At 61.7% G+C, this 13,575-nt stretch carries 9 protein-coding genes, 1 tRNA gene and 1 other annotated feature; of the genes, 7 read left to right on the plus strand and 3 right to left on the minus strand.

Translation table 11 applies throughout. From position 1 onward, the window contains the following. Nucleotides 1-53 precede the first annotated feature (53 nt). Nucleotides 54-3,611, minus strand: coding sequence for an ATP-binding protein (locus KIO76_RS01085; protein ID WP_213321079.1), 3,558 nt, complete (start codon nucleotides 3,609-3,611; stop codon nucleotides 54-56). A gap of 312 nt (nucleotides 3,612-3,923) precedes the next feature. Here KIO76_RS01085 and KIO76_RS01090 point away from each other — a divergent pair, with 312 nt between their 5' ends. From KIO76_RS01090 to KIO76_RS01100, 3 genes are all read left to right on the plus strand, one after another. Next, a complete protein-coding gene (locus KIO76_RS01090; protein ID WP_213321080.1) occupies nucleotides 3,924-4,340 on the plus strand; it encodes a phasin family protein in 417 nt (138 codons plus the stop codon). A gap of 825 nt (nucleotides 4,341-5,165) precedes the next feature. Next, entirely contained in the window at nucleotides 5,166-5,708 is a 543-nt protein-coding gene (locus KIO76_RS31515) for a phasin family protein (RefSeq protein WP_213321081.1), read from the plus strand. Nucleotides 5,709-6,007: 299 nt separating this feature from the next. Next, nucleotides 6,008-6,084: transfer RNA gene (locus KIO76_RS01100), tRNA-His, on the plus strand. 236 nt (nucleotides 6,085-6,320) lie between these two features. On the opposite strand, the gene KIO76_RS01105 is transcribed toward KIO76_RS01100, so the two are convergent. Next, entirely contained in the window at nucleotides 6,321-6,737 is a 417-nt protein-coding gene (locus KIO76_RS01105; protein WP_213321082.1) for a hypothetical protein, read from the minus strand. Nucleotides 6,738-6,936: 199 nt separating this feature from the next. Beyond that, nucleotides 6,937-6,992: a sequence feature (sul1 is cis-regulatory element that is thought to sense ions involved in sulfur or methionine metabolism; They are found in Alphaproteobacteria), on the plus strand. Nucleotides 6,993-7,076: 84 nt separating this feature from the next. Here KIO76_RS01105 and KIO76_RS01110 point away from each other — a divergent pair. From KIO76_RS01110 to KIO76_RS01125, 4 genes are all read left to right on the plus strand, one after another. Continuing rightward, nucleotides 7,077-8,561, plus strand: coding sequence for a SulP family inorganic anion transporter (locus KIO76_RS01110; RefSeq protein ID WP_213321083.1), 1,485 nt, complete (start codon nucleotides 7,077-7,079; stop codon nucleotides 8,559-8,561). A 156-nt stretch (nucleotides 8,562-8,717) separates the two neighbouring features. Further along, nucleotides 8,718-9,983 (plus strand): Glu/Leu/Phe/Val family dehydrogenase, encoded by a 1,266-nt coding sequence (locus KIO76_RS01115; protein ID WP_213321084.1) that lies wholly within the window; start codon nucleotides 8,718-8,720, stop codon nucleotides 9,981-9,983. Between the two features lie 189 nt (nucleotides 9,984-10,172). Then, nucleotides 10,173-12,290 (plus strand): DUF4214 domain-containing protein, encoded by a 2,118-nt coding sequence (locus KIO76_RS01120; protein ID WP_213321085.1) that lies wholly within the window; start codon nucleotides 10,173-10,175, stop codon nucleotides 12,288-12,290. A 58-nt stretch (nucleotides 12,291-12,348) separates the two neighbouring features. Then, complete coding sequence (locus KIO76_RS01125) at nucleotides 12,349-12,771, plus strand: nuclear transport factor 2 family protein (RefSeq protein WP_213321086.1); 423 nt, start codon at nucleotides 12,349-12,351, stop codon at nucleotides 12,769-12,771. 125 nt (nucleotides 12,772-12,896) lie between these two features. Here the strand turns inward: KIO76_RS01125 and KIO76_RS01130 are convergent, their stop codons facing one another. Beyond that, the gene (locus KIO76_RS01130) at nucleotides 12,897-13,571 is read right to left on the minus strand and encodes a DUF4286 family protein (RefSeq protein ID WP_213321087.1); all 675 of its coding nucleotides are present in this window, start codon (nucleotides 13,569-13,571) and stop codon (nucleotides 12,897-12,899) included. Nucleotides 13,572-13,575 lie beyond the last annotated feature (4 nt).

Here is a 13,575-nt window from a genome sequence, read left to right on the forward strand (position 1 = left end):
CAGTTAACGAGTTGTTCACCTTTGAGGCACCCGGCAGGAACAATGGGCGCCGCCTATTCGGCAAGCACCCGCGTGCGCGGCAGCACGATCTCGACGAGGGTTCCCTCGCGTTTGGCGCTGGTGATCGACAGCGCGCCGCGGTTGGCCTCCACCAGCGCCTTGGTCAGCGGCAGGCCAAGCCCGGTGCCGCCGTGGCGACGAGAAGTGGCGAGCTGGCGAAACGGCTCCAACGCCTGCTCTATCTCGGCCGGCGACATGCCTATGCCGGTATCACGCACCCTGAGCGCGATCTCACCCCGGTCCGTCAGGGCTGAAGAGACGATCACCTGCCCACCGGCATCGGTGAATTTCACCGCATTCGAGAGAATGTTCAGAACAACCTGGCGCATCGCGCGCTCATCCGCCACGACGGGCGGCAGTTTCGGCGCAAGCGAGGTGCGTAGCACAATGCGCGAGCGGCTCGCCTGAGGCTGCATCAGAGCCACGCAGCCTGCGACGACCTCGTTGAGATTGACGCTCGCGAAATTGAGGTCGAGCCGCCCTGCCTCGATCTTCGCGAGATCGAGGAGATCGTTGACAAGGCTGATGACATGCCCGCCGGAGACATGGATATCGTTCAGATATTCCTTGTAGCGCTCGTTCCCGATGGGACCGAAGCGCTCCTCCTGCATCACCTCGGCAAAACCGATAATGGCGTTCAGCGGGGTACGGATCTCGTGGCTGATCTTGGCGAGGAAGTCAGATTTCTGGGCGCTCGCCTCCTCGGCCGCCCTCTTCGCCTTCATCAGGTCGGCCTCGGCCTTCTTGAAGGCCGTCATGTCGCGGGCGACGACACAGAACTTGCGGTTCGGCGGCTCGCTTACGCGGCCCATCGTAATGGTGAGCGGGCTATGCCCCCCCTGCCGGACCCGGCCGACGACTTCGCGGCCGTCGTTCATGACACTGGCGACACCGCCGGCCTTCAGGCCTTCGAGATAGTCCACGGCAATGACGTGACTTTCCGGGGCGAGCAGCAGAGTGAAGAACTCGCCGGCGACATCGCCCTCATCATAGCCGAACAGCGCTTCCGCGGAACGATTGAGAGACAAGATCCTGCCAGCATCGTCAAGGATGATGACACCGTCAGTGGCGGTGTCGAGGATTTGACTCAGTTCCTGCGCCTGCCCCTCGTGCAGGACAAGTTCGCCTTCAAGGGCGCGGATACGTTCGGCGATTTCCGGCTCCACCGACCGGCGGAAGGACAGAAGCGTCGCCGGGGCGCCGTTCCATTCCAGCGTCGTCAGTCGGGCATCGACCGCGAGATCGTCACCATTGGCCGCCCGCAGCGCGACGGGCGCGGCGCCATCACCAACCTGTGCTCGGCTGGCGAAGAGGTTCCACAAGCCTACAGCCGCGAGGCCCGTGATGTCGGCATAGCCCAGAAAATCGAGCAAGGTGCGATTGGCATAGAGAATGTCATCGCCGCGACTGACCAGAATGCCGATCGGTAGCTTGTCAGTGAGCGGCGCGAAGGAAGGGCGTTCGCCGACGTAGTTGATCGCGCGCGCGCTCTTGCCATCCTGCGCGCGGGCTGTCTCCACGCCGGACTGCGGTGCCTTGCCATCAACCGCTTCCGAAGCTCCATGGTGCGGCGCTTCCCGAGAAGCCTGTTGCACGGAGCCCGCCTGTTCCTCACCGCCTCGCGCAGGCTTGGGCGGGGGGCTGGGCGGAGGCCCTGCCTCTGGCACACCGCCCGGTTCTTCCTCACCGAGATAACGCGCGCCAAGCGCACGTGCGATTTCGCGAAAGGCATTGCGCTCGTTCGTCGAAAGCGATGGCCGCTGCGGCGCGCGCGCCTCCGCCTCGCCCCCGTTGCCGCGAGCGGGATCCACCACGCGCAAGGGAACCACCTTTGGTGCCCCGAGCGTGGCGCGGACTTGCCCGCGCACCGCCGAGAATTGCCCCGGGGGCTCGACTTCACTGGGCGGCGACGCTGCTTGGCCGCTGTCCGCCGCGGTCTGGTCATTAGCGGGCGGATCGGTCGGCCGTACCGGCTCGACACGGGCCTCCGGCGCCGTTTGCTCGTTGGCATCCGGTGGCGGGACAGCTTCGTCGTCAGACGCATCGGCATCAGCTTTGCTGCTGAATGCGTCCTCCGACGAGGACCCATTCTCAACGACCGCCTCCCCGGCAGACGCCGCGATAACGACGGGTGCTTCCGGGACCACGTCCTCAGCGGCAGGCTCTTCCCCCGCCAACCTTTGGTCAGATGCTGGCTCGGGAGACGCTTGCCCGGGCAGATCGGTCTGGACCACGTCCTCGGCCGCAACGCCCTCGATGGTGTCGGCCTCGGCGGCTGCCACCTCGACCGTGACGACCTCCAGCTGGTCGACGTCGGGCGCGACGCAGACCCCCTCGTCATCCAGCGCGTTCGTTTGCGCCAAAACCTGTACCGTGTCGGGCGGCGGCGCCTCCCCAGCCGGTTCCCAAGGCAGCGCGCTCGCAACCTCCGCCGTTTCAGCGCGCGCCTCGTCAGGCTCTTCGGTCGGCATGCCACCGGGCTCCTGCACGGGGGCGAGGGGCTCATCGGCCGCGGTGTCCTCGGCGACCATCGTCAAAGGTTCACTCTGGATGCGCGTTGACGCCGCATCCCGTCCCTCTTCCCCATCGCTCCCGGCGCCGAGGTCGCTCTCGTCCTCGAAGCCGGTGTCCCGGAGTTCGGTTTCTCGAGGCTTGAGGTCCGGAACTTCGGAAGAGTGGAGCGCAGAGGCTCGGAGTTCAGAAGACTGGCCCTCGGAGAACTGGCTCTCGGAGGCCTTCAACCCGTGCAGACGGCACAACCCGTAGCCCTGGAAGATCGGCTCGCCATCGGCAGTCACGACGAGCGCCCCCAGCTCCACCGGAAGCAGTGCCTCGCCGGTTCCGACCTGCCACAGAACCGAAGAACGCGACCAGGTCTGGCGACGCGCAAGGGCTGCCGCGATATTCCCTTCCGGATCATGGACGACAGAGCCGATCAGATCGTCCCAACGCCGCCCGACGATATCAGCCGCCACGGGCCCGACCACCGTCGCGAGTTCCGGCGAAACCTTGAGGAGGCGGCCTGCGATATCGGACGCCCAAACGAAACGCAGGCTTCGGCGCGTCTTCGCAAGCGCGCGGATATAGGCTGGCAGGTCACGGGGCTGTTTGGAAATCTCCGCCGCCGAGAGCTCTCCCCCGGCAAGGCGGCCGGGCTCATCGGCCTCCGGCTCGGGGACCATGGAAGCCAGGCTGGCCGCCATTGCGCGCGGCAGCGCACCGACGACAACCGTGACAAGCAAGGTTTCGCCGGCGCCCGCGGCAACGGGACGGCAGGCCAGCGTCACGATGTCGCTTTGGCGGCCACTATTGATGCGCCACCGCTCGAGGCGGACGCCATGTGCCGGCATATGGAGGGCAAGCCGCGCAAGCCGGCTTGCCGTTTCAGGGGTCAAGGCCCCAGTCTGATCGTCAGAGAGAGCGGCAATAAGCGGCCTGGCCTCGGCCGAGGCCCAGATCACACGGGGCTCTGCCACTGACCATACGATCACTGCCGTCCTGGACTTCAGGAACGGCGCCAGCGATGTGTCTCGCCGTAGATCGGCTATCACCGCGCTGAACTCCTTCAACTCAGCCTTGATCCGCTTTGATACCGATCGTGCCAAACGCTCGATAGCTAACGAAGCCTTAATAACAGGCCCCGCACCAGGCCGTCACGGCACGCAACCGACCTATCCGCACTAACCTGATGTTAGTGTTAATGCGGCGGCTGGCAAGATGGCATAGTATGGACGACAGTTTCCTTAAGAAGGCTGATCAGCACAGCAGAAACCAGCTCCAGCTGCCCTGGCGCACCTTGCGCTTGTGCACTGCAACATGTATATTGCATCGCACAAACCGATATAAATCCCAAGGAGCATACCATGAGCCAGTCCAATTTCCCGCATTATGAGATCCCCGCCGAGTTTCGCCAGTTTGCCGAGCAGGGCGTGGAGCAAGCCCGCAAGGCTTTCACCGGCTTCCTCGATGCGGCGAACAAAGCGGTTGATACCTTCGCCGCGCCGAATTCATTCAATGCCGGGGCGGGTGATGTGACGCGCCGGACGCTCGCCTACGCCGAGCATAATGTGACGGCAGCCCTGGATCTCGCGCAGAAGCTCGTGAAGTCGAAGGATGTCAGCGAGGCCATGAAGCACCAGGCCGACTACCTGCAGTCCCAGGTTGCCTCCTTGCAGAACCAGCTGAAGGACTTCACGGCCGCGGTCCAGAAGGCCGGTGAGGACGTAACGCAAACAGCGACCAAGCCCGCCGGGAAGAATGGAACATCCAAGGCTGGCTGATCTTAGGCATAGGATTATTCCCGCTCTATCGGGATGGATGCGTTTTCCGAACGGGAGATCGGCCAAACACAAGTCTCCTCACCGGGTGACTGAGGCCGAACTTCCGGTTCGATACCCGGTAAGCTGCACAGGAAGATGCAAGCCCGCGCAGACGGGTTGGCCCAGATCCCTCTCGAAGGTCGACCTGTCAGAAGTCACGAGATGCAAATGGCCGTCCTGGCTGTACTCCGTGGGAGGCCAGGGCCGGCTTACCTGGTTGTCGGTATGGCGGATGCGGGAACTCACGGCCCGGCATGACTGGGATCCTATTCCATTCGCCCATGAGGAGTTGTACCCATGGACAAACGCAAGTCACCTGACACATCTTCATCCGCTAAGACCGCTCCATCCGGCAGGGCCGCGGCCGATGGCGCGGCCACAGCCAAGCCACAGGTCGGCACGCCCAAGACCACAGCCAGGCAGGGGCAGCCTGAGCAAAAAAAGGTGAGCTCGACCGAAGCAGCCACCTCAAACTCCCAAAGCAGTGCAAGCCAGAAGGCGTCCGCGGGCTCCAAACCAGGCGCGCCCCAGAGCGGTGCCAATGCCACCGCGAAGCCTCAGGCAGGCCAACCCGCTCCCGTTTCAGGGAAAGAGGCCGAGGCCAAACCGTCAACAGCGTCAGGCCCAAAGGCAGCCTCGAATGGCCCGACGGCCGATCAGACGAAGCCCGCGTCCGGGTCCAAGGCCGCTGTCGAGACGAAGCCTGCCGCGGCGTCCAAGCCCGTCTTGGCCAAACCTGAAAAAATCGCGTCGCCATCCTCCGCGCCTACCGCTTCGAAGAAGCCCGTGACTTCTCCCGAGCCCGTGGCGAAGGCCGACGCCGCCGCGCTGGCGGCACAGGCCGAGGCGACGCTTCGCCAGACCGAGGAGCTTGCGAAACTTGCAGAAGAGGCCGTGGCGGCCTCGCTCAAGGTATCGCGGGCATCTGTCACTCAAGCTCAATCCGGTGGCCGCCAGGAGAACTCCTCTTTTGCCGCGATCGCCGAGAGCGGCTTGCAGCAGGCGCGAAAGGCTTACGCGACGGCGCAGGAGCAGCGGGACACGTGGAACCGCAGCGTGATCGCTAACGCGAACGTGGCCAGCCGGGCTGCGAACGAGATCAACGGCAAAATCCTGGACCTTTTGCGCAGCCAGACGGATGCGACGTTCGGCCTATGGCGCTCGCTGATGAACGTGAGCTCGATGGCGGAAGCCGTTGAACTGCAGACGCGGGAATTGCGGCGGCAGTACGAGGATGCGACGGCGCGCGTTCGGGATATCGCCGAGACCGCGACACGCTACACCAATGACGTGGTGGCGACTGCCAAAGAGGCGAACCGACATCGGTAAGGCCGAGGGGAAGCGGCGGCTTTGCGCACCACAGTTGTGGATTGTCGTGAGATTTAGCAGTGGGTGGAGGAGCCTGCGGGACGCGCCTCCGCCGCGGCCCTGCGCCACGAGCGCGGGGCTTATTCGCGTAATACACGGGAAAACATTGTTTTTTCCGTGCCATCGATGGATTGGGAAGCGGGGACATCCCACCATTTAATTCGATGCAACGTGGATCTTGCATTCGCGCGTGGTTGCGCATAGTTTCCCGCTCGCTGATGGATATGCACGCCCTCGCCGGGCGCTTATCATGGATCTGCGCAGCTGTAGCTCAGTTGGTTAGAGCGCCTGATTGTGGATCAGGAGGTCCCCCGTTCAAGCCGGGGCAGCTGTACCATCCTCCGGCCGATCGAAATCCGCATAGTCTCGACGGCAAAAATACCGGCTTCCTCTCGGGATGAAGCCGGCGCTGTAAGATTCGTGCGAAGCTCCTCCCGACGAGATGCGGAAGGAGTGCATCCGAGCTACATCTGCCGCCAGCCGCTGCAGATCGCCCAGTGCTTGACTGATTACCCAGACCGAAAGAAGGCCCAGGCGCGATGCGCCTGAGGCTTTCCTTGCTGCTCTGGCAGGTTATTGAGCGCTCGGTGCTGCCTGCGGATTGTTTGTGGCAGGCTTATCCGCCGTTACGCGTGACTGCACCCGGTCAAACAGCACCAATGCTGCGTCCACGCAGGAGCGCATCGTCTCCCGGTCACCGCAACGCACGGCAAGACGTGTATCGCCGCTTCGGATCAGAAAGCCGCTGCCGCCTCCATGGTCTTCGTCATCATGGTCATGATCGTGCATCTCATGCATGGAACTGCGCCAATCCCGCTGCTCGTCACGGTCCTCACGATCAGCTCGGTCTCTGCGGTCGTCCCGGTCTGAGTGCCAGTCCCGACTGTAGCCGCGGCGGTCATCCCAATCACGCTTTCCAGTCATGTCCTGGGCAACAGCGGGAATTGTCGTAAGGGCGAGAACAGCTCCAATGATCAATGGCAACCGCATGACCAAACCTCCCACATTTTCATGCTCTAGCCACCCGCAGTCGGGCAGCGCGACGAAGGACGCTTTCGCGAGGGATCGTCCCCCTAGAACGCCGGAGCCAATCTCACAGTTCCGCGTCGTCCGAAGACTGAATGAGGAGGACGTGCCCCGCAGGTCCTCTTGCGCGGTGACATGAACCGTTGCTAGAGAGGGGCATTCGACTGGACCCGGTGAAAATCCGGGTGGCTCTTTCGGCCGCCGATCCGCCGGACCACGCAAAAGACAATCAGGCTGCGCAGCACGGCTTCCTCGCCGATGCATGCCTTTCATTGTGCGCCTCCTTTGCGGAACACCTTGCCCATGCTTTCCACTTCTTCGATCCGCCGCGAATGGTTCGGCAATATCCGCGCCGATGTGCTCTCAGGCATTGTCGTTGCCCTGGCGCTTATCCCTGAAGCGATCGGCTTTTCCGTCATCGCCGGCGTCGACCCGAAGGTCGGCCTCTATGCGTCCGTCGTTATCGCATGCGTGATCGCCTTCACCGGAGGCAGACCCGCCATGATCTCGGCCGCGACCGCCGCAACGGCCGTGCTCATGGCAGATCTCGTGAAGGAGCACGGTGTTCAATATCTCTTCGCCGCCACCATCCTGATGGGTGTTCTGCAAATTCTGGCAGGGCTCCTCAAACTCGGCCGGCTCATGCGCTTCGTGTCCCAATCAGTGATGACGGGATTTGTGAATGCGCTGGCGATCCTCATTTTCATGGCGCAGCTGCCGGAACTCATCAATGTGCCGCCGGCGACTTACGCGCTCATCGCCCTGGGGCTTGCCATCATTTATCTCCTGCCAAGGATCACGCGCGCTATCCCCTCCCCGCTGGTGGCCATCCTCGTGCTGACGGTGATCACGGCGGTATTTGGCCTGGAAGTTCGAACGGTTGCACATCTTGGAGAGCTGCCTTCGACACTGCCGGTTTTCGGCCTGCCGGATGTGCCTTGGACCTTCGAAACGCTTGCCATATTGCTGCCGGTGGCCGCTCCGCTCGCGGCTGTCGGCCTTCTCGAGTCGCTGCTGACGGCGCAGATCGTCGACGACATGACCGATACGCCCAGCAACAAGAATCGTGAGTGCGTCGGCCAAGGCACCGCCAATATCGCATCCGCCTTCTTTGGCGGAATGAGCGGCTGCGCGATGATCGGCCAGTCGGTGATCAACGTCTCATCCGGCGCCCGCGGGCGGCTTTCCGCACTCACCGCGGGGATATTCCTGCTCGTACTGCTCATCGCACTGCAGGATCTACTCGCCGTCGTTCCCGTGGCGGCGCTCACGGCCGTGATGATCATGGTCTCGATCAACACATTCTCCTGGCGCTCCCTTGCTCGCCTCAGGGCGAACCCGCTGCCTTCGTCCGCGGTCATGCTCGCGACCGTCGCAACGGTCGTGGCAACACACGACCTCGCCAAAGGCGTCCTTGTTGGCGTCCTTCTGTCCGGCGTGTTCTTCGCCGGGAAAGTGGCGCGCCTCAGCCGCGTCACGTCAGTCCTGTCACCCGATGAACGGACACGGACCTATTATGTGGAAGGACAGATCTTCTTCGCCACGGCGAACGCCTTCTTCGACGCGATCGACCTTCTGGAGCCTGTCAAGGCGATCATCATCGATGTCAGCAAGGCGCACTTCTGGGATATCTCCGCGGTGGGGGCGCTCGACCGGATCGTCCTGAAAGCGCGGCGCCATGGTCTTGAGGTGGATGTCATTGGCCTCAATGAAGCGAGCGCTACGATGGTAGAGCGCTTCGGCACCCATGATAAGGAACCCACGATCAGACCGGCCGCTCCGCATTGAAGATCCGAACTGCTCAGAAGAAAGGCGGATCTCGCCTATCTCGTAAGCATCGCATAAAATAGCATCTTTTTTTGGCGCATCCCTGCGCAATGCTTGTGCTGCTCCTGCTGTCTGATTATGCAGACGCGTGCCCTCACTCATACAGCAGGAGCAATCATGTCCGAAGGCAGCCTTCTCGATTACGCACTCGTTCGTCTGGACGAAGCCGCCGCCCATCTCGCCATTGATGCGGACGTGATCGAGAAGCTCAAATTTGCACGCGAGACGACGAAAGTCCGCCTGATGATCCGTATGGATGATGGATCGCGAAAATCGTTCCTGGCCTGGCGCTGTCGCTACGATGATACGCGCGGCCCGACAAAGGGCGGGATCCGTTTCCATCCCGATGCGACGGCTGACGAGGTGGAAACGCTCGCCTTCTGGATGACCTTCAAATGCGCCGTCATGAACCTGCCCTATGGTGGCGGCAAGGGCGCCGTTCAGGTTGACCCGCGTAAACTGTCCAAGGCCGAGCTGGAGCGTCTCTCCCGCGCCTATATCCAGGCCTTCTCACGCATCATCGGCCCGGACCGCGACATTCCCGCGCCTGATGTCTACACCAATGCCATGATCATGGGGTGGATGGCCGATGAATACGCCCAGATCGTCGGAGAGGCGGCACCCGCAGTCATCACTGGAAAGCCGCTTGCCCTTGGCGGGTCGCTCGGGCGGGGGGATGCGACGGCGCGCGGCGGCTATTATCTGACGCGACACCTCGCAGCGGATCTCGGGCTTGGCCAGACGTTGAAGGTCGCCGTCCAGGGCTTCGGCAACGCAGGCCAGCATATTGCACGCCTTCTCGCTGCCGATGGCCACAAGATCGTCGCGGTCTCGGACTCCGAGGGAGCCGTCTACGCGTCCGGCGGGCTTGACATTCATTCCTTGCTGGTCGCGAAGGAACGGGGGCAATCGGTGGTGTCAACCGTCGGCTCCCATGGCCATCAGGCTCTTGCCGCTGAGCAACTCGTCGGCGTGGACTGCGACGTGCTGGTGCCGTCAGCCCTCGAAAACATGATCCACGAGGGAAATGCGGAGACCATCAAGGCGAAGCTCATTCTAGAGCTCGCCAACGGCCCGGTCACTCCGACCGCGGACGCGATCCTGGCACGCAAGAACGTCATCGTCCTGCCGGACATCCTCGCCAATGCCGGCGGCGTCACCGTTTCTTATTTCGAATGGGTGCAGAACCGTCAGGGCTATTACTGGACACTCGAGGAAATTCACGAGCGCCTGCGCGTGATCATGGAGCGCGAAGGCCGGGCGATCTGGAACACCGCCCGCGAAAAGGGCGTATCGGTGCGGACTGCCGCCTATGTCCACGCGTTGAATCGCCTCGCCGAGGCCATCGAAGCGCACGGCACGCAAAATTTCTTCGCAAGCTGAGACGATATAAATTCGGGGGGAGCGACATCACCGGCGATCTCATTGGGATCGCCGGTGATGACATTTCGAGTAACTTTTGAAAATCTCGCAAGAATTTGAAACCAAAGGCAGTTTCCACAGGCGTTCCGCCCTTGCGTTAACCTGGCAGCTCGCGTAATCCGCGCCGTTGCAATGGTGGGGGAAGCATCAATGGCCACAGAGATTCATTTGCTCTATCAGGAGCTGCTGTTTCGCTCGCCGAACATAGCAGAAGAAGGGTATTGGAATAGCCTGCTGGGGAGCGGCCGTTCAATCGAAGCCATCCGCCAGGATTTCATCACCTCATCTGAATATACCCTTATTCACAACGAGATCTTGCCGACGCTCGCGCTGTACCAGGGGGCCTTTGGACGTGCGCCCGATGCAGCTGGTTTCACGTTCTGGTCTGACGTCTATACCGGCGGCCTTCTCTCATTCAGCGCAATCATGGACGAGTTTGCGGGTTCGGCGGAATTCAAGGCCTTGCACCCGGAAATCGGCGGAGAGGTCTCTGCCGGAGAACTTGTCACGCTGTTCTACCAGAACCTGCTCGGGCGTGGGCCTGACCAAGCCGGTCTCGCCTATTGGACGCAGGCCTTCGAAAACGGGCAGCTCAACGGCCCAGAACTCGCCAACGCCTTCTTTGCCTCGGCAGAATTTCGGGCAGCTCATGGCGGGAACCTCGGTGCATTCATCGCTGACGCGCTAGATGGGACGCTGACCCAGCCCCACGGCTCGATAACAGACATACCGATTGCAAGGTTCGATGACGGCGTTCTCCATCTAACCTTGCCAGGCGAATATACTTTTGGCGCGGGTAACGGCGCCTACCATCTTTATCATGGTGACAAGACGCTAAGCTGGAGCTTCGACGATCTCAGATACCTGAAGGGGTTCGACGTACCACCCGAGACTGCGGTCGAAATCGGCTCACTCATGTTACTATTCCCCCTCACCCTTACGGGAGGTGGGAGCGTTCACCTTGGCGCAGGCGTTAGGGAAGCTGCCCTCTATCGTGGTCCCTACCTCGAAGGAGTCAGTGGCGTATTCGTGGAAGAGGGAATGCACTTCACCCTTCCCGGCGCCACCGTCAATGGCCTCGCCTCCTCCTCTGAGGGGAATGGCTTTGTGGCACGCTGGATTTCTCTCAACAATGAATATGATTACCTCTCGAGGTTGCATGGTGGCACGCTTGCTCTGACAAACGATGGCCCACTGGGATATGACGATCCGACCGCGCTGGATCACGAGGTCCTCGGGACCGTTACACTCGGCGCAGCTGCTGAGGCCGTCAACGTCGCATTTGTCCGCCTCGCTGCAGAGTATGCTCGCTATTTGGAGAACGGCGGCGCTCCGGTGGACGATTTCACAGGCAGGTTTGCGCCCGGTCTCGACCAGTCCGTCCACGACATCCTCCTTGGAAAGGGTTCCGTCGCGGACATGGCAAGCCGCAATTTCGATGCGGACCTCCTAGCCGATCTGCAACAATTGATGCCCGATTGGGTTGAGGCCCGCCCAGTCTATTCGGGGCTTGAGAGCGATAGAGCAACTTATGAAGCGACACTCTCCTATGATTGGGAGCAGGGCATCGCTCGCGCCGGTCAGCGCAACCACGAAACAGACGCTACCATCGACAGTGCAGGATATGATCCCGCCACTGGTGATCTATACCTTGGCCCCGGCCACACTCCGAACGATTTCAGCCTCGTCAGGAACGACTATGCGGGTATCGAGCTTGCGCTAAAGGCGTCCTACAACGGGAGCGACGAGACAGTTGTACGAAGCCTTGACGCGACTGGGCGTGTACAGTTCACCGTCGACTCGGGAAGCCAAGTCGCCGGCGTGCACGGCGCGACCGAAACGCGCAGTGAGCTGGCGGCCTGGTCTATCGATTTTTCTGTACTGACCGGCTTGGACGGTCAGGGCGGACGACTTGAAGATTATCGCTTCACGCTTCAGATCGACGTTGATCTGAGCTTCAGCCGCAGCTACATCGATCTAAGCCTCAGCGCATCGAATGGCGCGACCGATTGGCTGGATCAAGCTGATATTGTCCGCTTTACTGATGCTGACGGCGATAACGCTCATCTGGCCCAGGGAACCATCAATATTGGCTCCGATTTTATCTTAAGTGAAATTAACAAAATCGCTCAAGGCTATTATGGCGCGCCTCCATATAATTTCACACCCTATACAGACTTCGATTTTGTTCTCTCCGCTTATACTCCGGATGACGTTCTCGTAGGAACCAACCACATTACCGTTCATGTGGTGGCGCCCGCCATCTGACAATCCAGGCTGACGGCGTGGGCGTCTTTTAGTTTCGCAGGCGGGATCTTACCCCCTCATGGCAAAGGTTCAGTGTGTCATGGTCACCCAGCACTCGCATCTCGCCCGTGACGAAGCCATCGCGCTTCTGGAGCATTACTTTCGCTGCGTCGATGGGAAGGACATTGATGGCTTGATGGCGATCCTCACTGAGGACTGTCGGTTTCGCATCGAGACCGACCAGCTCGACCACACCGGCCGGGACGCCGGCGTGCGGGCGATGTTCGAGCGGCTTTTCGGCCGCTATGCGAAGATCTGGCACGGAAACTTTTCGTGGGTGTTCGACGCGGAGGTCCAGCGCATCGCCTGCCAGCTCGACGTCATCAATACCGAGCCCTCCGGCCGCGAGCACCACAAGCACAACGCCTCATTCTACCATATCAGGGATGGCAAGATCGCCTTCGCAGGGATATACATGAGCGGCGTCAACGCATTGGTATAACTGCCGCGGCCGCACCCCGGCCGCGCTCCTGAGGGTACACTGCGAGCCTCGTGCGGAAGGCGGGCGACTTTGCGACCCGCTTTCGGCGCATCGCCTCCTGCCGCGTCACGTCACCCACTCCGACGTCAGCGGGCGAAATCGGTGAGGCAATATTCCAGACGATAAAGGCCCCGCACCGGCTCCTCGATCGCGCCGTGCGCGACGAGCCCACCATGCAGCAAGTGGTCCGTGGCGGCGTCCACCGCTGCCGTCTCGGATCCCTCGATCATGACGATCCAGTTCGGCACGCCGACCTCGCGTCCTTTCTTCTCCGCGGTCTCGATGCCGCTCGCCGCCGCATCGGCGATGCACAGATGCACGCCCGAGATCGCGTAATGGCCGGAGACTTCGCCAAGGCGCTTTCCCAGGTAATCCGAGAGAGATTCGCGTTTCTCCGCTTCGGCATCGAAGCGCAAGGTCATCATCACGCCTCCGTCACCAATGCCTTTCGAAAAGACGGTCTCGCAGACCCCACGCGTGGTGTTGCGGAAGGCAGATGTCGCCTCCTTCGTCCAACGCGTTGGATTGTTCAGGCGCTCGAGATAGTCCTTGCCGACGAGAACGCCCGCATCCTCCGCCTCGTACAACGTGTAGTAGGCCGGGTCGCCGTAGTAAGCGTCGTAGCGTCGCCCGCGCAGGAAACCCGGGATCCCTACGCGCTCGGGAATATGCTCGCGGTTGTGCCACTCGATGAAGTTGGCTTTCCCCTCCGGCAGGATATCATTCCAAATCGCGACAACGGCGCGTCCCAGCAATGCCATGACA

It is taken from the genome of Chelatococcus sp. YT9 (assembly GCF_018398315.1).
Classification (GTDB): Bacteria; Pseudomonadota; Alphaproteobacteria; order Rhizobiales; family Beijerinckiaceae; genus Chelatococcus.